This is a genomic window from Bradyrhizobium sp. ORS 86, assembly GCF_045571475.1.
Classification (GTDB): domain Bacteria; phylum Pseudomonadota; class Alphaproteobacteria; order Rhizobiales; family Xanthobacteraceae; genus Bradyrhizobium.
Genome location: NZ_CP120699.1, coordinates 3,615,907 through 3,637,277, shown reverse-complemented (window position 1 = coordinate 3,637,277; position 21,371 = coordinate 3,615,907). Strand labels below are relative to the sequence as shown.

The window sequence follows — 21,371 nt, the reverse complement described above, 5'->3', positions numbered from 1 at the left end:
TGCAAATTCAGTGTCGTTCCGGACGCAGCCAGATGTATCGCTACGCCGCCCGGCGCCGCTCGCGCAGCGCGTCGCCGAAAGCCTCGAACAGTGCGCGGTTGATCGGATTGCGCTGCGGATCGTATTCGGCGTGCCACTGCACACCAAGCGCAAATCCCGGCGCATCGGCGATACGGATCGCCTCGATGGTGCCATCCTCGGCGATACCCTCGATCACGACGCGCTTGCCGGGTTCGAGGATGCCCTGCCCGTGCAGCGAATTGACGCGGATGGTCTCGCAGCCGAGGATGCGTGCGAACGCGCCGCCCGGGATCAGCGTGACATCGTGGCGGTCGGCGAATACGACCGTGGGGTCGGGATGGATCTCACCGTTCTCCAGTCGCGGCATGCGATGGTTCATGCGGCCGGGTATCTCGCGAATCTCCGGATGCAGCGAGCCGCCGAAGGCGACATTCATCTCCTGCAGGCCACGGCAAATGCCGAAGATCGGCACGCCGCGCGCCACGCAGGCCTCGGACAGCGCCAGCGCGACGTCATCACGATGGATGTCGTAAGGTTCGTGAGCTGCGCAAGGCTCGGTATTGAAGCGGGTCGGATGGACGTTGGCACGGGCTCCGGTCAGGACCACGCCGTCGACCACGTCGAGCAAGGCGGCGACATCGGTGATTTCGGGGGTTCCCGCGAACATCAGGGGTACCGCACCGGACACTTCGGCAACCGCGCGAAGGTTGCGCTCTCCAACCATCTGGACTGTGAAACGATTTTCGATGCGATGGGCGTTTCCGATCACGCCAACCACGGGCCGTCTCATTATCTACGTCTCGCGCAATGATTATTCTAAGTTTGCTACGATTCCGAGACGATCATGCCTTCGAGTTCTGGCCGGATCAACTGTCTATAACTGCACATGACGGTTGCAGCCCTGCACAAGGCCGGATGCCGCGCCACCGCCCTGTGCCGGGCAATCGGCCAAGGCGAGCCGGCGGTGCGGGCTTCGCGCGCACCCGCTCCGGAGCCTGTCCGGGCCGGTCAGCGTCAAACCGGCCCAGCTCGGCTGGCTTGATCCCGGAGGCGATTTCGCCAAAGACTGCGTCCGGAATACCGGAGCGAGGGGGAATCACCCGTGACAGATTCGGCTGACAATCGCCTGCAAGCCCGCAACGACATGGCGTGGGCGATTGCCGTCGGCGGCATCGGCGCGGTGCTGTTCGCGGCCCTGTTGACGTTCGCCTGGCATTTCGCCGCGACGCTGTTCCTGCTGTTCGCGGGCATGCTGCTCGGCGTCGGGCTGAACGCGATGACCACCCTGCTCGGCCGCCTGACCAGGCTCCCCCACGCGGTGCGGCTCATGCTCGTCTGTCTTGCGCTGGCGGGCCTGCTGTCCGGCATCGTGTTCCTCGGCGGCACCACGATCGCGCAGCAGGCGACGGTGCTGAGCAACACCATCAAGTCACAGCTCGGCAATGTGAAGGAATTCTTGGAGCAGCACGGCGTCGATACCAGCTATCTCGACTTCACCAATGCGCTCGGCGAAGCCAAGCCTGAGGGCACCACCGCGCCGACGACAACGGCGGCACCCGGAGCGCCGTCGTCCCACGGCCTGCCGGGTGCCAGCGCGCTGGCCTCGAGCGGCGGGGCCATCATCAGCCAGACGCTGAAAGTGATGCTCGGCACGGTCAGCGTCGTCGGCAACTTCTTCATCGTGCTGTTCCTGGGCCTCGCCTTCGCCGCCCAGCCGAGCATCTACCGCGCCGGGCTGCTGTTCATCGCACCGGCCAAGTACCGCGCGCAGGCAACCATCATCGTCGACCACATCGGCGATACGCTCGAGCGTTGGCTGATCGCGCAGATCATCACGATGACCGCGGTGTTCCTCGTCACCTGGATCGGACTGGCGATCATCGGCATCCCGAGTTCGTTCATCCTCGGCATCCAGGCCGGCCTGCTTGCCTTCATCCCGACCGTGGGCGCGATCCTCGGCGGCTTGATCGTGGTGCTGGCGAGCCTCGCCACCGGATGGATCGCGGCGCTCTCCGCCTTCATCCTGTTCCTCGGCGTGCACGCGCTGGAAAGCTACGTGCTGACGCCGATCATCCAGCGCCAGGCGCTGGATATCCCGCCGGCGACGCTGTTCGCGTTCCAAATCCTGCTCGGCGTCGTATTCGGCGTCTGGGGGCTGGCGCTGGCACTGCCGCTGATGGCGATCGCCAAGGTGATGATCGACCACTTCAAGGCCGAGGACAAAGCGCCTGCGCACGCTTAGAATGCTTTCACGCGAAGCGGGCACCGCCTCGCGTCAAGCAAACCGGTCAAGCCAAGGATCGATCGCCTCAGGTGGTCAGCACCGTCTCGGTGTGCTCGACATCAGGCGGCGCCGCGAAGTACGGGCCGACCAGTGCGCGCCAGGCGGTGAAATCCTCCGAGCCACGGAAATCGACGGTGTGGTTCTCCAGCGTCTCCCACTTCGCGAACAGCCGGTAGCGCGACGGCTTCTCGATCGATTTGTGCAGCTCGAACCCCTTGCCGCCCTTGGCGCGCAGGAACAGCGGGCGCGCCTTGGCGACCGCAGCTTCAAAATCCTTCTCGCTGCCGGGCTTGACGTCGATGAGTGCGATTTCCGTGATCATTGGGCTTTGGCCTCTGCCGTGGCGCTTTCGAGCGAAGTGGGTACCGGTTCGCGGAAAGAATGCGCGTCAAAACGAAATTCCGAAGGCACGTCTGTAGCGCAGCCGCCGGAAAAGAAAAAGGCGCCTCCACGGGCGCCCCGCCCTGCCGGTTCCGGCCTGGGTTCACCTGAACAGCAGCACCGTGCCCACGACCATCAGCAAAATTCCGAGCAGCATCGCGGCCGGCCAGCGGCGCTTCGGCTGGCCATAGCGGCCCTGCGCGCGTCGCTCGGCGATCAGCGCGCGCTCATATTCACCCGAGTTCGAGAACATGCAGGCGAAGCCACCACGCGCCGAAGCCGCCGCGGCTTCGAGCGACATCAGGGCAGCCTGCGGATTGCGTGCGTGAAACGATTCCATGCCCGGAAACATGGGATCGAATGGTTAACCAATGGTTACCCCAACTCAGCCTTGAACGGGCACCGGCTTGTGGCGCGCCGACGCGGGCAGGCCCGCGGTCTTGCGGCGCCAATTCTCCAGCGAAAGCGGCAGCTCCTCCGCCGCCTCGACGCGATTGCGGCCGCCGCGCTTGGCCTGATAGAGCGCGGTGTCGGCCGATGCCAGCAGCACCTCAAGCTCGGTGCCGGCGGGCCCACCCGCCACGCCGATGCTGACGGTGGTGTCGACCGGCCCCTCATCGCAGACGATGCCGCTCGACTCGAAGGCCTCGCGCACCCGCTCGGCGACGAGCACGCCTTCCTCCAGCGAACACGGCAACAGCGCCGCGAATTCCTCGCCGCCGATCCGCCCCGAGAGATCGCTGATCCTGAGACTGTTGACAACGACGGCGGCGAACAGCTTCAGTATCTCGTCGCCGGCCGGATGCCCGAAGCGGTCGTTGATCGACTTGAAATGATCGATGTCGAAGATCATCACCGTGACCGGACGGCCGGCATTGGCCTCACGCTCGATCACGCGCGCGCAGGCCTCGGTGAAGCCGCGGCGATTGAGCATGCCGCTCAAGGGATCGATCGATGCGGCGGTCTTGTGTACGGCCACCGCGCGATCCGAAACCATCATGAAGATCACGAACACCGTTCCGATCGCGTACAGCACGAGCTCGATTGCGAACAGGGTGACCCAGAAACTGTTGGCAAAGATCTGGCCATGCGGCCCCAACAGGTCGCCGATCAGGATCGGCAGCATCAGGACGCAGCCGTGCAGGACCGGCACGACGATCGCGAGCCAACGCTTCTGCATCGCGCGGCGCCGCTCGCTCCACAGTTCGGAGGCGGTCAGCGCGGCGTAGATCGCGACGATCGTCGCGCCGATCGTCACCCGCATCGCCGAATCCTCCACCGTGGTCACGGCGCCGATCCAGGCGATCGCGCCGAGCACGAGGCCCGGCAGATTGGGCTTGCGTCCGTGGAAAACGCGCGAGGCGTTCCAGACCATGCCGCAGGCGATGAAGCCGGCCGCGTTCAGCGCCAGCAGGACAGGCTCGCCGAGAAACGAGCCGCCGATGGTCCAGAGCGCGACCGACGCGGCACCGAGGAGATAGGCCGTCCCCCACCACTTCAATGCGGGAATGTTCTCCTGCCTGCCGAAGAACATCAACATGGCGCCGAGCATGCCCGCGACCATGGTAGCGAACAAATAAAGTGTCGACGGATCGAACGACATAAACTCACCCCAGCCCGGTGTGATGCAACGTTCGCAGGCGCAAATAATGGTGATGCCGCGCCACTGCGAGCTCACAGGCTAGAGCGCCCGCGTTCGAAATTCGTTTGCACGCCTACGCAAGTTTTCGCGAAAATCTGCGTTAATTCACCTCTAAGCCGGCAGCAAAAAGGGCGCCTTCCGGCGCCCTCTTCAACTCGATGCTCGCGGCGATTGCCGCAAATTTTAGGACTCGAATTAGCGCTTCGAGAACTGGAACGACTTGCGGGCCTTGGCCTTGCCGTACTTCTTGCGCTCGACCGAGCGGGAGTCACGGGTGAGGAAGCCGCCCTTCTTGAGCACGCCGCGCAATTCGGGTTCGAAGTTGGTCAGCGCCTTCGAGATGCCGTGTCGGACAGCGCCGGCCTGGCCGGAGAGACCGCCGCCGGTGACGGTGCAGATCACGTCGTACTGGCCGTTGCGTGCGGCGGCAACCAGCGGCTGCTGGATCATCATGCGCAGCACCGGGCGAGCGAAGTAGACCTCGAACTCGCGGGTGTTGACCGAGATCTTGCCCGAGCCGGGCTTGACCCAGACGCGAGCGACCGCGTCCTTGCGCTTGCCGGTGGCATAGGCGCGGCCGTACTTGTCGACCTTCTTGACATACTTCGGCGCCTCGGGAGCCGCCGGCTTGACCTGCGCGAGTTGGTCGAGGGACTGCAACGTGTCGGACATTTATGCGGCCCTCGTGTTCTTGCGATTCAGGGAAGCGATATCGACCTTCTCGGGATTCTGGGCCTCATGCGGATGATCGGCTCCGGCATAGACGCGCAGATTGCCCATCTGCATGCGACCGAGCGGACCGCGCGGAATCATGCGCTCGATCGCCTTCTCGACGACGCGCTCGGGGAAACGACCCTCGAGGATCTGCTTCGCGGTGCGCTCCTTGATGCCGCCGATATAACCGGTGTGCTTGTAATAGGTCTTCTGATCGCGCTTGCGACCGGTCAGCACCACATGCGCGGCGTTGATGATGATGACGTTGTCGCCGCAATCGACATGCGGGGTGTAGGTGGGCAGGTGTTTGCCGCGCAGACGCATGGCGACGAGGGTGGCGAGACGGCCGACGACCAGACCCTTGGCGTCGATCAGCACCCACTTCTTCGTCACTTCGGCGGGCTTGGCCGAGAACGTGCTCATGTGTGGAATCCGTGAAAAAAGAAATCGGCGCCATGTGCGCCGAACTGGACGGCTTTCTAGAGAAGCTGCGCGCACACGTCAATGTCCACGCAAGCGAATTATATCAATCTCACCAATAGCTTATAAATATGGTATTATAACACCAGAGAAAAGCTTATTTGTTTGGAATGGAATAGGTTGCTGTCACGTGGGCAATCGGGTCCGGCGAGCTGCCGGACAGCAGGTTGACCTCGCCGACCGCAAGACGCTTACCGAGCTTGAGCAGCTTGGCCACCGCGAGCACGTCCTGCCCCGGCTGGCCCTTGCGCAGGAAGTTGATGTTGAGATTGGTGGTCACGGCAAGCCCCACCGGCCCGATCGCCGACAGCAGCACCACATACATCGCGAAATCGGCGAGCCCCATCAGGGTCGGTCCGGAGACCGTGCCGCCCGGCCGCAGCATGCGTTCACTGAAGCGCTGCCGCAGCAGGGCCGTTTCACCGTCAGCGCTCTCGATCCTGACGTCGTCGAAGGCGAACGCCTGCGGGAATTCCTTGCGCAGGAACTCCTCCACCTCAGCCACGCCCATTTTCGCAATTGCCATGCCGCCCCCGCCCTCGCGTCAGCCCGCCTGTTACATTAAATTGTCATCGACGCCATAATGGAATCTCACAATGTCCGCCCAAGCCGCCCGCGCAGCAGCACCGCAAGCCCCGATCCTGCTGCGAGAGACCGTAGGCAGTATCGCGATACTGACGCTCAACCGCCCGGCGGCGCGCAACAGCCTGTCTGAAGGCCTGATCGCCGAATTGCACGCTGCGCTGAATGAAATCGGTGGCGACAAGGCGGTCCGCGCCGTGGTGATCGCCGCCAACGGACCGGTCTTCTCCGCCGGCCATGACCTGAAGGAACTCACCGCGCGCCGCAGCGATGCCGACCGCGGCCGGGCCTATTTCGCAGAGCTCATGAACGCATGCAGCGCGATGATGCAGGCGGTGGTGCGGCTGCCTAAGCCCGTGGTCGCCGCGGTCCAGGGCATCGCCACCGCGGCCGGTTGCCAGCTCGTCGCAAGCTGCGACCTTGCGGTAGCGTCCGAGGCCGCGACCTTCGCGACTCCGGGCGTCGACATCGGGCTGTTCTGCTCGACGCCGATGGTGGCGCTGTCGCGCAACGTGCCGCGCAAGCAGGCGATGGAGATGCTGCTCACCGGCGAGCCGGTCTCCGCAGCGACCGCGAAAGAGATCGGCCTGATCAACCGCGTCGTGCCCGCAGGCACGGAGCGGGACGCAGCGATCGCGCTGGCGCAGAAGGTCGCGCTGAAATCGGCCCACACGGTCAAGCTCGGCAAGGAGGCGTTCTATCGGCAGGCCGAGATGAACCTCACCGACGCCTATCGCTTTGCTGCCGAAGTAATGACCGAGAACATGATGGCCCGCGACGCCGAGGAAGGCATCGGCGCCTTCATCGAGAAGCGCGAGCCGAAATGGCAGGACAGGTGACGACCTCATTACTGAGGTCGTCATTCCGGGGCGATGCGAAGCATCGAGCCCGGAATCTCGAGATTCCGGGGCTGGGGCTGACGCACCATCCCGGAATGACAACCCCGGAAGAAAAATGAACCACGACGCCTACGACGACAATTACATCCGCAGCATCCTCAACGGCGTGAAATCGATCGCGATGGTCGGCGCCTCGCCGGTCAATGTGCGGCCGAGCTACTTCGCGTTCAAATACCTGGCGCAGCGCGGCTACGACGTGATCCCGGTCAATCCCGGCCATGTCGGCAAGATGCTGATGGGCAAGCCGTTCGTGGCCTCGCTCGCGGATATCGGCCGGCCGATCGACATGATCGATATCTTCCGCAATTCGAGCCACATCATGCCGGTGGTGGAGGAAGCGCTGCAGTTGTCGCCACCGCCGAAGGTGATCTGGATGCAACTCGGCGCGCGCGACGATGCGGCCGCCGAGAAGGCGGAGGCCGCCGGCCTCAAGGTGGTGATGAACCGCTGCCCGAAGATCGAGTATGGCCGGCTGTCGTCGGAGATCTCCTGGATGGGCGTCAACTCGCGCACCCTGAGTTCCAAGCGCGCACCGATTCCAACGCAAGGCATGCGGCTGTCGCTCAATCGCACCAGCTTCGGCGGCGGCCAGACTGCGGCATCCGACCGCGCCGCAAAAAACAAAACCGAGACGACCTGAGGTCGACGCGGAATAATCGTTTCGATCGCGCGGCACCACAAAGCATGCCCGCTTCAAACACGCGGTGCGCGCGCCAACGCGGCTTGACGGCGGACGCCGTCGCCATCAGCATGCCGCGCATTTTCGACCAGGCCACAACAGGATTCAACGAATGACCGATCGCCTTCCGGGATTTTCCACTCTCGCCGTGCATGCCGGTGCACAGCCCGATCCCACCACCGGCGCGCGGGCGACGCCGATCTATCAGACCACGTCATTCGTCTTCAACGACGCCGACCACGCCGCCTCGCTGTTCGGCCTGCAGGCCTTCGGCAACATTTATACCCGTATCGGCAACCCGACCAACGCGGTGCTGGAAGAGCGCGTCGCCGCGCTCGAGGGCGGCACGGCGGCGCTTGCGGTGGCCTCCGGCCACGCCGCGCAGGTCGTGGTGCTGCAGCAGCTCATGAAGCCGGGTGACGAAGTGATCGCGGCGCGCAAGCTCTATGGCGGCTCGATCAACCAGTTCAATCACGCCTTCAAGGCGTTCGGCTGGAACGTGGCCTGGGCCGATCCCGACGACGTCGCAAGCTTCGAGCGCGCGGTGACGCCGCATACCAAGGCGATCTTCATCGAGTCGATCGCCAACCCGGCTGGCAGCATCACCGACATCGAGGCGATCGCGACGATTGCGCGCAACGCCGGCGTGCCCCTGATCGTCGACAACACGCTGGCTTCGCCCTATCTGATCAAGCCGATCGATCACGGCGCCGATATCGTGGTGCACTCGGCGACGAAATTTCTGGGCGGCCACGGCAATTCGCTCGGCGGCATCATCGTCGACGCCGGCACCTTCGACTGGTCGAAGGACAACAAATATCCGATGCTGAGCGAGCCGCGCCCGGAATATCACGGCATCCGGATCCAGGAGACGTTCGGCAATTTCGCCTTCGCGATCGCCTGCCGCGTGCTCGGCCTGCGCGACCTTGGGCCGGCGCTGTCGCCGTTCAACGCCTTCATGATCCTGACCGGCATCGAGACGCTGCCGCTGCGCATGCAAAAGCACTGCGACAATGCCAAGGCGGTGGCCGAATTCCTGTCCGGTCATCCGGCGGTCTCTGCGGTGAACTACGCCGGCCTGCCCGGCGACAGGTACAACCAACTGCAGCGCAAGTACGCCCCGAAGGGCGCGGGTGCGGTGTTCACTTTCAGCCTCAAGGGCGGCTACGACGCCGGCGTCAATCTGGTGTCCAACCTGAAGCTGTTCTCGCATCTGGCCAATGTCGGCGACACCCGCTCGCTGGTGATCCACCCGGCCTCGACCACGCACAGCCAGCTAGACGATGCCGCCAAGGCGAGGTCGGGCGCGGCGCCGGAGGTGGTACGGCTCTCGATCGGCATCGAGGACAAGGAAGACCTGATCGCCGACCTCGACCAGGCTCTGAGCGCCTGATCGCTCTCGCTCCGGAGCGGTGCACTGCATTGCTCCGGTCATTTACCTCAAACGACGAGGGTCTCGTTAACGCTCATTCCGGCATAAAATGGCAGTGATAGGCTCCGGATGATTCGGGAGACCATTGATGCTGCGCTGGATTTTGCCACTCGCGGTCGCGCTGTCAGCGATTTCGCCCGCTGACGCCGCCGACAGCCTCGTCGTTACCAGGCACGCCACCATACGAGCCGCGCGCCAGCTTCCGCCGGGCCTGCCCCGCCGACACTACGCCTACCGCACGACCATCACGCCGCCGACCTATGTGCGGCGCGGACGGCAACTCGTGGTGGTCGAGCCCGTGGTGATCCCGCAGAACGAAGAGCCGTACATCCCGTTCGTGCCGGGTGAGCCGCTGCTGCCCGGATCGTCCTCGCTGCCCGGCTATTACGGCAACGCCCATTCCTACAGCTACCTCGGTCCCTATTACGGCGGCGCCTATGTGAGCTACTGGGACCGCCTGCCCTACGCCTGCGGCATCTACGGCTACTGTTAGCGCGGGACGAGCGCGTGGCGAGATCGACGCAGAAATCAACCGCAGCAGCTTCGGGGAATGCAATCACCGCGGACCTCGTCGCGGTGCTGGTGGCCGTCACCGAGGGCGCGCCCAGGATCATGACCATCGCGGGCGGCTCGGCGTTGCCGAGCGGCCCGTTCGAGTTCAGCCATCGCTCGCTCCAGACCGCGTTGCGGGCGTGGGTCGAGGCCCAGACCGGACACCCGCTCGGCTATGTCGAGCAGCTCTATACCTTTGCCGATCCCGGCCGCTCCGGCGACGTCAAGGGACCGCACAGCGTCTCGATCAGCTATCTCGGCCTGACCCGCGAGGACAGGGTCGGCGAAGGCTTCGAGGCGCATTGGTCGGGCTGGTACGACTATTTCCCCTGGGAGGATCACCGCGCCGGCACGCCGGCCTTCCTCGCCAGGATGGTGGCGCCGAAACTGAAGGCGTGGGCGAAGTCCGCACCATCTTCGACGTTGCAACGCGAGCGCTGGCAGCGCTGCGCCATCACCTTCGGCCTCGACGATCGCGACTGGAACGAGGAGTTGGTGCTGCAACGCTACGAACTGCTCTACGAAGCATCGCTGATCCCGGAAGCCGGGCGCGCGAGTGGCCACGAAGCGTCGGCGGTGCCGGGCAAGGCGATGACCGCGGATCATCGCCGCATCCTCGCCACCGGCATCGCGCGACTGCGTGCCAAGATCAAATACCGTCCCGTGGTATTCGAACTGATGCCGGCCGAGTTCACCCTGCTGCAACTGCAACGCAGTGTTGAGGCACTCGCAGGCCGCCTGGTGCACAAACAGAATTTCCGCCGGCTCATCGAGCAGCAGGAACTCGTTGAAGAGACTGGCGCAATCGCCACCGAGGCGGTCGGGCGGCCGGCCAAGCTGTTCCGCTTCCGCCACGCCGTTCTGGCCGAGCGAGCCATCGCCGGCACCAAGCTTCCGCTCTCGCGCACTTGACACCACTTATGCTCAGGATAAGTATAAGCCATCTTATGCTCATGGAGAGTATAAATGGCGACACTCGACACCGAACTCCTCGACCGCACCGCCCCGCTTTATGAACGCGTCAAACGCGTGATCCCGCCCTTCGAATGGGCCACCTTCGCCGAGGATGTCGACGCGATCCTCGAGCTGAAGCGACGCCGTAATGCGGTGGTGCTGGCGCACAATTACCAGACGCCCGAGATCTTCCACGGCGTCGCCGATATCGTCGGCGACAGCCTCCTGCTGGCGCGCGAAGCCACCAAGGTGGATGCCGACATCATCGTGCTCGCCGGCGTGCACTTCATGGCCGAGACGGCAAAGCTCCTGAATCCGGAAAAGACCGTGCTGATCCCCGATCTCGCGGCCGGCTGCTCGCTCGCGGACTCCATCACGGCGCAGGACGTGCGGCTGATGCGTGCGCGTTATCCGGACGCGCCGGTCGTCGCTTATGTCAACACATCGACCGCGGTGAAGGCGGAGTCCGATATCTGCTGTACCTCGGGCAATGCGCTGAAGGTCGTGGAATCGCTTGGCACTGAGCGCGTCATCATGCTGCCCGATGAGTATCTGGCGCAGAACATCGCCAAACAGACCAGCAAGAAGATCATCGCCTGGAAGGGCCATTGCGAGGTGCATGAGCTCTTCACCGCCGACGACGTGCAGCAACTGCGCGACAATCATCCCGACGTCACCATCCTGGCACATCCGGAATGCCCGCCCGAGGTCGTCGCCGCAGCCGACTATTCCGGCTCGACGGCGGCAATGTCATCGTATGTCGAAACCAAACGCCCGCCGCGCGTCGTGCTGCTCACGGAATGCTCGATGAGCGACAACATCGCAGCCCAGCATCCGGATGTCGAATTCGTCCGCCCCTGCAATCTCTGCCCGCACATGAAGCGGATCACGCTGAAGAACATCCGCCACGCACTGGAAACAAATCAGCACGAGGTGACCATCGACCCCGAAATCGCCGACCGCGCGCGGCTGAGCGTCGAAAGGATGTTGGCGCTATGAGTACTGCTATCTCCGATCTGACCGGCCGCCCCGTCATCATCGGTGGCGGCGCGGCAGGGCTGATGACCGCACTTGAGCTCGCGCCCGAGCCGGTCGTGCTGCTATCGAAATCGCCGCTCGGTGCCGAAGCCTCTAGCATGTGGGCGCAAGGCGGATTTGCCGCGGCTGTCGGCACGGATGACACCCCTGCCCTGCATCTCGCGGACACGATCGCGGCCGGCGCCGGACTGTGCGACGAAGCCGCGGCGGCGCGGATCGTCGATGCCGCACCGGCAGCCGTGGAGCGGCTCGCAGGGCTCGGCGTCGCGTTTGATCGTCGGCCCGACGGAGGCTGGCGGCTCGGACTGGAAGCGGCGCATGGCCGCAACCGCATCGTGCATGCCACCGGCGACGGCACCGGGCGCGAGATCATGCGCGCCCTGATCGCGACGGTCCGGCGCACGCCGTCGATCACGCTGCTGGAAGGCGTGGAGGCGCGCCGTCTCCTGGTCGAGGACAATGCGGTCAGGGGCGTGCTCGCGTCGAACGACGGCGGCTGGTTCATCCTCTCCACCAACCGCGTCGTGATCGCGACCGGTGGCATCGGCGGGCTGTTCGCCGACAGTACCAATCCGAGTGGATGTTTCGGCCAGGGGCTTGCCCTCGCCGCACACGCCGGCGCGAGACTCGCCGATCTCGAATTCGTTCAGTTTCATCCGACCGCGTTCGATGGACCGTCGCGTCCGATGCCGCTGTTGACCGAAGCGATCCGCGGCGACGGCGCGGTGCTGATCGACGAGACCGGACAGCGCTTCATGGCGGATCAACCTGGCGCCGAACTCGCCCCCCGCGATATCGTCGCGCGCGCGGTGTGGCGCCACCGCGCGGGCGGACATCGCACGTTCCTCGACGCGCGCACAAACCCAGGTTCTGACTTCGCGCGGCGCTATCCGGTGATCAGTGCGTTCTGCAAGATGGCCGGCATCGATCCCGCCAAGGATCCGATTCCGATCCGTCCGGCGGTTCACTATCACATGGGCGGCATCGCTGTTGATCGCGAAGGACGCAGCACGGTGCGAGGCCTTTGGGCCTGCGGCGAGGCAGCCCGCACCGGATTGCACGGCGCAAACCGGCTTGCGAGCAACTCGCTGATGGAGGCGATCGTCTGTGCACGATGGGTCGCCGAGAGCATCGATGGCGTGAGTGCAAGTCCGCCGGCCATGCTGCGCGCCGAAGCAGTTCCGCCGCCCGCCGATCCTTCGGCCGTGCGTTCGATCCTGACGCAAGGGCTCGGCGTGTTACGCGACCGCGGCGGCATCGAACGCGCGATCCACAGCCTCTATCCGCTGGCGCGCAGCCAGGGTGCGGCATCCGATACGGCCCTGGTCGGACTGATGATCGCCGTCGCCGCCGTCAAACGCGAGGAAAGTCGTGGCGGCCATTTCCGCAGCGATTTTCCCGACAGCGCAGCCTCTGCCGTACCGTCATCCCTTACTTGCGCCGAAGCCCTCATCGCCGCGCGCGAGATCGTCGAATCCATCGCAACTGTCAGGAGTGCCCAATCATGACCCTCGATCCCCTCTTGCCGCTGATGTACGAGCCGATCGTGCGGACCGCCCTGCTGGAAGACCTCGGGCGCGCCGGCGACATCACTACCAATGCGATCGTGCCGAGTGGCCAGCAAGCCCGACTGGTGATGCGCGCGCGGCAGCCCGGCGTTGTTGCCGGGCTCGACGTCGCCCGCTGCACCTTCCAGGCGGTATCGCCCGCGACGGAGCTACGCGCCGAGTGCCCGGACGGCAGCGCGATCGAGCCCGGCCAGGTGATCGCGATCATCGACGGTCCGGCACGCAGCCTGTTGACCGCGGAGCGGACCGCGCTCAATTTTCTCTGCCATCTGAGCGGCGTTGCAAGCGCAACCGCGACCCTCGTCAAGGCTATCAAGGGCACGCGGGCGCAGATCGTCTGCATCCGCAAGACCACGCCGGGCCTCCGCACGCTGGAGAAATACGCGGTCCGCGCCGGCGGCGGCCGCAACCATCGCTTCGGGCTCGATGATGCAGTGTTGATCAAGGATAATCACATCGCGCTCGCCGGCGGCATCCGTCCCGCGATCGAGCGGGCGAAGGCGAATGTCGGCCATCTCGTCAAGATCGAGGTCGAGGTCGATACGCTGTCGCAGCTCGACGAGGCGCTGGCGCTCGGTGTCGATGCCGTGCTGCTCGACAACATGACGGTTGATCAGCTCCGCCAGGCGGTGAAAATGGCGCGGGGCAAAGCGATCACCGAAGCCTCCGGCCGCATCACCGCGGCGACCGCACCTGATATCGCCGCAACCGGCGTCGACCTGATTTCGGTTGGCTGGGTGACGCACAGCGCGCCCGCACTCGATATCGGGCTGGACTATTTGTCCTGACGGATTAGCCGGCCTGACCGACGTGGCCGGCGGGAACGAGCTTCGGTTGATCCCGCTCGGTCCGGCGCGCGGCGAGCCGCTCGGCTTGCAGGACGGCGAGCGTCAGCACCACGATCGCCACCGCCTGGTGCGTCAGCGCCAGATCGATCGGCACCTGATGCAGCAGCGTCAGGATGCCGAGCGTGGCCTGTACCGTGATGGCTGCGACGAGCCACCAGGCGCCCACGATCACCGGACGTCCGGCACGCGAACGCACGGCATCGATCGCGTGGGCAATCGCCAGCGCGAACAACAGATAGGCGGTCATGCGATGCTCGAATTGCACCGTCAGCGTGTTGTCGAACAAATTGCGCCACCACGGCGTCTCGAACCACAGCCGATCAGCCGACGGGATGAAGCCGCCATCGATATCGGGCCAGGTGTTATAGACCCTGCCCGCGCGCAAGCCGGCGACCAGCGCGCCGAAATAGAGCTGCACGAACGTCAGCACGAGCAGCACCGCACTCGTGATCTTCAACCTGACGGCTGCGGTCACGGGGGGACGATCCGTCAATCGCCGCAACGTCCAGACGATCGCGGCAAAGATCAGGAGCGCCAGCACCAGGTGCGTCGCCAGCCGATACTGCGACACCTCGATCCGCTGCGACAGGCCGGAGGCCACCATCCACCAGCCGACCGCGCCCTGTAGCCCGCCGAGACCGAAGATCAGCCACAGCCGCCGCCCCAGTTCGCCACTCACCGCGCCGCGCCAGAGGAAATACAGGAATGGCAGCAGATAGGCGGCGCCGATCACGCGGCCGAGCAGCCGGTGGCTCCACTCCCACCAGAAGATCGTCTTGAACTCATCGAGCGTCATCCCGGCGTTGAGCTCGCGATATTGCGGAATGGTCTTGTAGCCCTCGAAGGCCTGGGTCCACTGCGCCTCGGTCAGCGGCGGCAGCGCGCCGGTGACCGGCTTCCATTCCACAATCGACAGGCCGGACTCGGTCAGCCGGGTAGCACCGCCGACCAGCACCATCAGCGCGATCAGCGCCGCGACCGCCACCAGCCACACCCTGACGGCCCGAAGCTGCGCCTTGTTTGCGGAAATAGCGGCCATTTCGCCCTGACTTGATTGGATTTTCGCGCCCCTTATAGTCCGCCGCGCCTGCGGTGCAAGCGCCGCCGAGATCACGAGTTGCACATATCCGCCATGGCCATACGTACCCGCAAACTGCTCGGAACCATCGCCCTGCTGATCCTGGTCGTGGTCTGGTCGCTGCTCGGCATGACGGTCGCCCAGACGCCGTGGCTTGCCAATTCGGGGCTGCTGCAAGCGATCTTCTACGTGGTTGCGGGGCTCGGCTGGGTGTTGCCGGCGATGCCGATCGTTGCCTGGATGTCGCGGCCCGACCGCGCGCAGAGCTGATTGCAGCGATCCTCCTTCCCCTGGCAGGACACGGCTGACCTGACCGTGACGTCGCTCAGGCTCTGCGAGATATCTCAAGTCGCTGCGCGGCTAGACCGCCGCGTATCCTGTCAAATCAGTCCCGCGCATTCCGCCCCGACCTCTCCGGCGCATGCTCTTACTCTTTGTTGACCTTTCCCTGCGAAGGTCGGCCCCGCCGAGAACTGTAAATTAATACCTTAGAACAAGCAGGCTTCGAGATGACCATGGCGGCGGCAATCCAGCGCCGGACGGCTGATACGCGGACGTGGTCGAACGCAAGCCGCATCGCCGGCGTCGACATTTTCCACGATCTCGCCACCACCGAAGCGATCTGGCGCGGCTTCGAGACACCGCAGCAATCCTTCACCCCCTATCAGCGTTTCGACTTCCTCGCCGCCTGGCAGCGGCAGGTCGGCGAGCGCGAGGGCCTGCGCCCCTTCATCGTCGTCGCTCACGACACCGAACGCCGGCCGTTGCTGTTGCTGCCGCTCGCGATCGAATCCCGATGGGGGGCGCGGTGCGCGAGCTTCATGGGCGGCAAGCATTCGACCTTCAACATGGCGCTGTGCGAGCGGGATTTCGCCGCCAACGCGACCGAAGCCGACCTTGCCGCGCTGATCGGCTCCATCAAGGATCGGTCCCGCGTCGACGCACTGGTGCTGCATCAGCAGCCGCTGCGCTGGCAGGACCTGCCGAACCCGCTCGCCCTGCTGCCGCGCCAACCCGCGGCCAATGACTGTCCGCTGCTCGTGATCGAGCCGGGCGCAGCCCCCGTGGACCTGATCTCCAATTCGTTCCGCCGCCGGCTGAAGGGCAAGGAGCGCAAGCTGAAGCTGCTGCCCGGTTTCCGCTATTACGTGGCCACCGAAAGCGCCGACATCAGCCGCCTGCTCGACTGGTTCTTCCGCCTCAAGCCGCAGCGCATGGCCGAACAAAAGCTGCCGAACGTGTTCGCCGAGCCCGGGGTCGAGCAGTTCATCCGCACGGCCTGCCTGACGCCGCTCGCCGACGGCTCGCGCTACGCCATCGACATCCATGCGCTGGAATGCGACGAGGAGATCATCGCGATCTTTGCCGGCGTTGCCGACGGCCATCGCTTCTCGATGATGTTCAACACCTACACGACGTCGGGCAACGCCAAGTACAGTCCCGGCCTGATCCTGATGCGAGACATCATCGACCGCCATGCCGCGGAGAATTACCGCGCCCTTGATCTCGGCATCGGGTCGGACGAGTACAAGCGGCTGTTCTGCAAGGACGACGAAGCGATCTTCGACAGCTTCATTCCGCTCAGCCTGCGCGGACGGCTGGCGGCGACCGCCCTGTCAGGCCTCAATCGCGCCAAGCGTACGGTGAAGCACAACGCGGCGTTGTTCGAAATCGCGCAGAACCTGCGCAGCATGTTCCGCTGAGCGGCATCACTTCTGGCCGCACGGCTCGCCTGCCACCGATCTAGCTACACCGCGAACGCAATCGATGAATATCTCGGCGGCCGGGCTCAGCGTGCGATCCTTCAACGTCACGATCGCTGCCGAGACGGCTGATATTCGGGGCAGCTTGACGGGAAGCATCTTGAGCGCCAGATCGCGGCCACCGAACCAGACAACCGAGCTCGGTAGCAGGGCGACGAAATGACCGGTCGCTGCCAGTCTGCAGCACAAGTGAAGCGATAGCGTCGAGACCGGCGCACGCGGCATGCGCACTCCGCTTTCACAAAACAGGTCTGCGACCGCGGAGCCCGGAAACGTCTCGGGCGGCGGCAGCACCCATGGCTCATCGACGAGATCGTCAAGATCGACTTGCGACGCTCGCGCCCATTTGCTTTTGCACCCCACGACCACGACTCGCGGATCGCTCAACAGCGGCTCGACCGTCAGATCGTCCTCCGCGAAAGGCGTCGGAATCCACCCGAGCAACAGGTCGATATTTCGCTCGCGCAGCTCACGGTAATGCGTGGTGCCGAGCACGGTCTGGGCGACATTCAAGCGGATGCCGGGATGCCGCCGCGCGAACCGGTCGATCACCACCGGCAGCAGGCCCGCTGCAATGCTCTCCGAGCTGCCGATGCGCAGATGTCCGGTCGTCGGATCAGCGAGAAATTCGAGTTCCTGCAGCCCTTGTGTCAATTCGTCGAAGATGGTCACGCCGCGCCTGACCAGCGCCTGGCCGTAGGCCGTGGGGACGATACCGTTGCGGCCGCGGTCGAACAGTCGAAGTCCAAGCACATGCTCCATGTCGGAGATTGCCCGCGACACGGCCGGCTGCGACATTGCCAGTTCGGCTGCGGCTTTCGCCATGCTGCCGCGCTGGGCGACGGCCATCAGGATATGCAGATCGCGCAGCTTGATCCGGCGCCGGGCACGCTCGATATCCCGCATCTGAGATCCCTACCAAAATGGTTATGGATGCCCCAAAGACTAGCATTGGACGTCTATGACCGCCTCACGCATCCTCCGCCTGCGGTGACGCAGATCGTCGCGCCCGCATGGCGCGGCCCGGAGAGCATGGAGGCGCTCATGTTGACCCGTCGCAGTGTCCTGACTTCAACAACCGGTGTAGCGCTATCCGTCGCGGGCTTGGTGCCTCCGGTCGCCGCGCAGCTTCGCCTCAAGACCGCCCATGTCCTGACCGGCTACACTCCCGGACTGCCGGACGCCGTCGCCAGGCTGGTTGCGGGTCGGATGAAGGATTATGCCGAATCCATCGTCATTGAGACGCGGCCGGGTGCCAGCGGCCGGATCGCGATCGAAGCGGTGAAAAGCGCCGAGGCCGACGGATCGGTCATGCTGCTCGCGCCGCTCGGGTTCATCGCGCTGTTTCCGCACATCTATAAGACACTCGCATACGTGCCAGAGGACTTCACGCCGGTATCGACCGTCGGCTCGTTCGCGACGTTGCTGGCTATCGGTCCGAAGGTACCGCAGGACGTCGGCAGCATCGCCGACTTCGTCGCCTGGTGCCGAGCCAACCCGACGCAGGCGACTTACGGTACGCCGGGCGTCGGCACCACGCTGCATTTCATTGGCGCGATGCTCGGACGCACTGCGGGCTTCGACTATGTCCACGTGCCCTACCAGGGCAGAGGGGCGGTCCAGGATCTCCTGAAGGGGGAAATCGCCTCGGCGGTGATGCCGGTCGACAGCCTGCTGGGCCAGGTCCAGGCCGGCCAGCTTCGCGCCTTGGCGACGACCGGTCCGAACCGCCTTGGCACGCTCCCGGACGTCCCGACGGTGGCACAAGCCGGTTATCCTGCGCTTCAGGACCTGACCTGGTTCGGCATCTTCCTGCCGGCGAAGACGCCGCCGGCAATCGTCGAGCAGCTCAACAGCGCGATACAGGCGTCACTCCGCACCGAGGAAGTCAGATCTGGCATGGCCAAGTTATCGGTCGACGTCGACGCGATTGCCATGAACGACTTCGCGCGGCTGCTTGCGTCAGAATCCGTACGCTGGAAAGGGATCGTCCAGGCGACCGGCTTTACGCCGACGGGCTGACGATGGCGGTTCAGGCCGCCACCACCCGCGGACTGGGCCGAGCGATGTCCGATGGCGCGGCGGGCTTGCTCAGCATCGTCACGTCCGAGAAGCCGACCGCCGTGAGCTGATCGACCATCAGCTTGCGCGCATCCTGCGCCATTCCCGCATCAGGCACCACGACGGCCTGCGCGCGCGCAGTCAGCAACTCGGCCGGCAGATCGACGGCCGATCCGGCATCGAGCAGCACGTGGTCGTAGACCCTGACCAAGGCGTCGATCGCGAGCGACAGCCGCGGCGATTGCAGTATCGCGCGGTCGAACCCGGGACGTCCGGCGCTGACGAGTTGCACGCGCGATTGGCGATCCTTGGTGATGATCTGCGCAAACGTCGCCTCGCCCTGCATCAGTTCGGCAAGACCAGGAGCGCCTGGATCGACTGAAGCCGCCGTCATCGTCGGCGAGGAGGCAACCAGATCGACCACCACCACCTTGGCCTGGCGCGCCATCAGGCGGGCCAGCGTCAGCGCCGTCAGCGTGACGTTCTCGCCACCGGCCGTGCCGAGGACCGTGACCTTGCGCGCGGCGGCACCGTCTGCGACCAGACGCGCGGCAAGTTCGTCGAGTTCGCTGACCGGCTGAGCATGCGCAGGCGGCGGCTCGCTGACCGCATGATCCGGCGCGGCCACGGGCTCGGGCGACAGCCCAAGCTCCGGCGGCAATTCAGGCTGCCGTGGCAATTCGAGCTTCGGCTCAGGCTGCGGCGGCCGTTGCGGCTCACGTGTCAATTCCGGCTCGACCCGATTCTCGACCGCAGGCTCCATGACCGGCTCGCGGCGCCTGACCGATGCCACGACGGGTGCGAACGCACGGCCGACCGAGGTCGGCCCGGAGATCCGCAGCAGTTCACCGGTGACGATGACGCCCGACGACAGCAGCAGGGTCGCCAGCGTCGCGATCAGGACGATCGGCAGCTTCTTCGGATAGGCCGGCGTGTTGGAGACCGAGGCGCGCGAGATGATGCGGCCGTCGGTCGGCGCACCGTCGATGTTCTCGCGGGCGGTCGCCTCGCGGTATTTGGCGAGGTAAGTTTCCAGCAGGTCGCGCTGCGCCTTGGCCTCGCGCTCGAGCGCGCGGAGCTGGACATCCTGGGTGTTGCTCGACGATGCCTGCTTCTTCACCTGGTCGAGGCTCGCCTGCAGCTCGTCGACGCGTCCGCGAGCGAGACGGGCGTCATTCTCCAGCGAACGCGACACCTTGGCCGCCTCGTCGCGCAACTGCCGGTCATAATCGGTGAGCTGCGCCTTCAATTCCTTGATGCGCGGATGATTGTCGAGCAGCGTGGACGACTGCTCGGCGAGTTGCGCGCGGATCGCAGCACGCTGTTCGGTCAACCGGCGGATCGTCTCCGAATTGAGCACTTCCGATGCCTCGATCGGCTTGCCGCTCTGGAGCATCTCGCGGATCAGGCGCGCCTTGGTCTCGGCATCGGCCTTCAGCGCACGGGCATTGTTGAGCTGCGTATTCAACTCGCCCATCTGCTGGTTGGACAGCGTGGTGTTGTTGGTGCCAACGAACAGGCCCGACTTCGAACGGAAGTCTTCGACACGCGCGTCGGCATCGGCAACCTTCTTGCGCAGGTTGTCGATCTCGCCCGAGAGCCATGTGCTTGCGGACCTGGCCTGGTCCTGCCGCGCTGCCTGCTGCAGCACGAGATAGCCGTCGGCAATCGAGTTCGCGACGCGGGCGGCAAGCTCCGGATCCTGCGACTGGAATTCGATCACCATGACGCGCGACTTGTCGACCGCATAGGCCTGGAAGCGTTCGTAATAGGCATCGAGCACCCGCTCTTCCGGCGTCAGGGAGAACGGGTCGCGGCCGATGCCGAACAGCGCCAGCAGCGACTTCAGCGGCGAGAAGCCGCGCAGCACCGGATCGAATTCCGGACGCTCCGCGAGCTTGTTCTTCTTGATGATGTCGCGCGCCAGATCGCGCGACAGCAATAGCTGCACCTGGCTCGTCACCGCCTCCGGATCGAGCGCGGTGCGCTCCTGCTCGCGCTCGCCGTTCGGCCGCATGAAGACGTTCTCGCGGCCGTCGATCAGGATGCGCGCCTCCGACTTGTAACGCGGGGTGACGATGTTGACCGCCGCGAGCGACAGCGCGAACACCAGCACGGTCGGCACAATGATCCAGCCGCGCCTGCGCGCCAGCGCCCGCCCGAGCGCATGCAGATCGAGATCGCTGGCCGCGGACGCATCCGCCGGCGCAGCGGGAGCAGAACCACTAGACGCCGACTTCGCGGCGACGGGCTCGCCGGCAACGGGCGCAGACTTCGGCAACGCCCGTTGCACGACGGCCTTTTCCTTGCCTTTACGCCAGAACGCAAACTGCATCACACCACTCCCGCGGACGCCGCGACTCCACCTCAACCGAGGCGATTACACTCCATTAAG

General features: G+C 65.0%; 22 protein-coding genes. 12 read left to right on the top strand and 10 right to left on the bottom strand.

Going from position 1 to position 21,371, the window contains the following annotated elements:
- Positions 1–40 precede the first annotated feature (40 nt).
- Complete coding sequence (locus tag P6U25_RS16720) at positions 41–811, bottom strand: gamma-glutamyl-gamma-aminobutyrate hydrolase family protein (RefSeq protein WP_407152218.1); 771 nt, start codon at positions 809–811, stop codon at positions 41–43.
- A gap of 312 nt (positions 812–1,123) precedes the next feature.
- On the opposite strand from P6U25_RS16720, the gene P6U25_RS16715 reads away from it, so the two are divergent.
- Positions 1,124–2,263 carry an AI-2E family transporter gene (locus P6U25_RS16715; RefSeq protein WP_407152217.1) on the top strand — a complete coding sequence of 380 codons (1,140 nt, stop codon included), beginning with the start codon at positions 1,124–1,126 and terminating at the stop codon, positions 2,261–2,263.
- A gap of 67 nt (positions 2,264–2,330) precedes the next feature.
- On the opposite strand, the gene P6U25_RS16710 is transcribed toward P6U25_RS16715, so the two are convergent.
- The 6 genes from P6U25_RS16710 to P6U25_RS16685 form a co-directional block, all read right to left on the bottom strand.
- The gene (locus tag P6U25_RS16710) at positions 2,331–2,627 is read right to left on the bottom strand and encodes an antibiotic biosynthesis monooxygenase family protein (protein ID WP_407152216.1); all 297 of its coding nucleotides are present in this window, start codon (positions 2,625–2,627) and stop codon (positions 2,331–2,333) included.
- A 162-nt stretch (positions 2,628–2,789) separates the two neighbouring features.
- Complete coding sequence (locus tag P6U25_RS16705; RefSeq protein WP_407152215.1) at positions 2,790–3,026, bottom strand: hypothetical protein; 237 nt, start codon at positions 3,024–3,026, stop codon at positions 2,790–2,792.
- A 45-nt stretch (positions 3,027–3,071) separates the two neighbouring features.
- A complete protein-coding gene (locus tag P6U25_RS16700; protein ID WP_407152214.1) occupies positions 3,072–4,289 on the bottom strand; it encodes a diguanylate cyclase in 1,218 nt (405 codons plus the stop codon).
- A gap of 234 nt (positions 4,290–4,523) precedes the next feature.
- Positions 4,524–5,000, bottom strand: coding sequence for a 30S ribosomal protein S9 (gene rpsI, locus P6U25_RS16695; RefSeq protein WP_280977721.1), 477 nt, complete (start codon positions 4,998–5,000; stop codon positions 4,524–4,526).
- Complete coding sequence (gene rplM / locus P6U25_RS16690) at positions 5,001–5,465, bottom strand: 50S ribosomal protein L13 (RefSeq protein ID WP_280978667.1); 465 nt, start codon at positions 5,463–5,465, stop codon at positions 5,001–5,003.
- Positions 5,466–5,619: 154 nt separating this feature from the next.
- Positions 5,620–6,048, bottom strand: coding sequence for a PaaI family thioesterase (locus P6U25_RS16685; protein WP_407152213.1), 429 nt, complete (start codon positions 6,046–6,048; stop codon positions 5,620–5,622).
- Positions 6,049–6,118: 70 nt separating this feature from the next.
- On the opposite strand from P6U25_RS16685, the gene P6U25_RS16680 reads away from it, so the two are divergent.
- From P6U25_RS16680 to nadC, 8 genes are all read left to right on the top strand, one after another.
- Positions 6,119–6,943, top strand: a complete 825-nt coding sequence (locus P6U25_RS16680) for an enoyl-CoA hydratase (protein WP_407152212.1) — start codon at positions 6,119–6,121, stop codon at positions 6,941–6,943.
- 115 nt (positions 6,944–7,058) lie between these two features.
- Positions 7,059–7,643, top strand: coding sequence for a CoA-binding protein (locus tag P6U25_RS16675; protein ID WP_407152211.1), 585 nt, complete (start codon positions 7,059–7,061; stop codon positions 7,641–7,643).
- 151 nt (positions 7,644–7,794) lie between these two features.
- Positions 7,795–9,075, top strand: coding sequence for an O-acetylhomoserine aminocarboxypropyltransferase (locus P6U25_RS16670; RefSeq protein WP_407152210.1), 1,281 nt, complete (start codon positions 7,795–7,797; stop codon positions 9,073–9,075).
- A 127-nt stretch (positions 9,076–9,202) separates the two neighbouring features.
- The gene (locus P6U25_RS16665; protein ID WP_407152209.1) at positions 9,203–9,607 is read left to right on the top strand and encodes a hypothetical protein; all 405 of its coding nucleotides are present in this window, start codon (positions 9,203–9,205) and stop codon (positions 9,605–9,607) included.
- Positions 9,608–9,621: 14 nt separating this feature from the next.
- Positions 9,622–10,578, top strand: coding sequence for an NUDIX hydrolase (locus P6U25_RS16660; protein ID WP_407152208.1), 957 nt, complete (start codon positions 9,622–9,624; stop codon positions 10,576–10,578).
- A 54-nt stretch (positions 10,579–10,632) separates the two neighbouring features.
- Positions 10,633–11,619, top strand: a complete 987-nt coding sequence (gene nadA / locus P6U25_RS16655; protein ID WP_407152207.1) for a quinolinate synthase NadA — start codon at positions 10,633–10,635, stop codon at positions 11,617–11,619.
- Positions 11,616–13,166 carry an L-aspartate oxidase gene (locus P6U25_RS16650; protein WP_407152206.1) on the top strand — a complete coding sequence of 517 codons (1,551 nt, stop codon included), beginning with the start codon at positions 11,616–11,618 and terminating at the stop codon, positions 13,164–13,166. The genes nadA and P6U25_RS16650 overlap by 4 nt, the downstream gene beginning before the upstream one ends.
- Positions 13,163–14,014, top strand: coding sequence for a carboxylating nicotinate-nucleotide diphosphorylase (gene nadC / locus P6U25_RS16645; protein WP_407152205.1), 852 nt, complete (start codon positions 13,163–13,165; stop codon positions 14,012–14,014). Before P6U25_RS16650 ends, nadC begins: the two co-directional genes overlap by 4 nt.
- Positions 14,015–14,018: 4 nt before the next feature.
- On the opposite strand, the gene P6U25_RS16640 is transcribed toward nadC, so the two are convergent.
- A complete protein-coding gene (locus tag P6U25_RS16640; RefSeq protein WP_407152204.1) occupies positions 14,019–15,113 on the bottom strand; it encodes a COX15/CtaA family protein in 1,095 nt (364 codons plus the stop codon).
- A gap of 93 nt (positions 15,114–15,206) precedes the next feature.
- On the opposite strand from P6U25_RS16640, the gene P6U25_RS16635 reads away from it, so the two are divergent.
- Together P6U25_RS16635 and P6U25_RS16630 are read left to right on the top strand one after the other, a co-directional pair.
- Positions 15,207–15,422 (top strand): DUF2842 domain-containing protein, encoded by a 216-nt coding sequence (locus tag P6U25_RS16635; protein ID WP_407152203.1) that lies wholly within the window; start codon positions 15,207–15,209, stop codon positions 15,420–15,422.
- 239 nt (positions 15,423–15,661) lie between these two features.
- The gene (locus P6U25_RS16630) at positions 15,662–16,855 is read left to right on the top strand and encodes a GNAT family N-acetyltransferase (protein WP_407152202.1); all 1,194 of its coding nucleotides are present in this window, start codon (positions 15,662–15,664) and stop codon (positions 16,853–16,855) included.
- 6 nt (positions 16,856–16,861) lie between these two features.
- Here P6U25_RS16630 and P6U25_RS16625 read toward each other — a convergent pair whose 3' ends face one another.
- Positions 16,862–17,821 carry a LysR family transcriptional regulator gene (locus P6U25_RS16625; protein ID WP_407152201.1) on the bottom strand — a complete coding sequence of 320 codons (960 nt, stop codon included), beginning with the start codon at positions 17,819–17,821 and terminating at the stop codon, positions 16,862–16,864.
- Positions 17,822–17,959: 138 nt separating this feature from the next.
- On the opposite strand from P6U25_RS16625, the gene P6U25_RS16620 reads away from it, so the two are divergent.
- Entirely contained in the window at positions 17,960–18,937 is a 978-nt protein-coding gene (locus P6U25_RS16620; protein ID WP_407152200.1) for a Bug family tripartite tricarboxylate transporter substrate binding protein, read from the top strand.
- Positions 18,938–18,947: 10 nt separating this feature from the next.
- Here P6U25_RS16620 and P6U25_RS16615 read toward each other — a convergent pair whose 3' ends face one another.
- Positions 18,948–21,311 carry a GumC family protein gene (locus tag P6U25_RS16615; protein WP_407152199.1) on the bottom strand — a complete coding sequence of 788 codons (2,364 nt, stop codon included), beginning with the start codon at positions 21,309–21,311 and terminating at the stop codon, positions 18,948–18,950.
- Between the last annotated feature and the right edge of the window lie 60 nt (positions 21,312–21,371).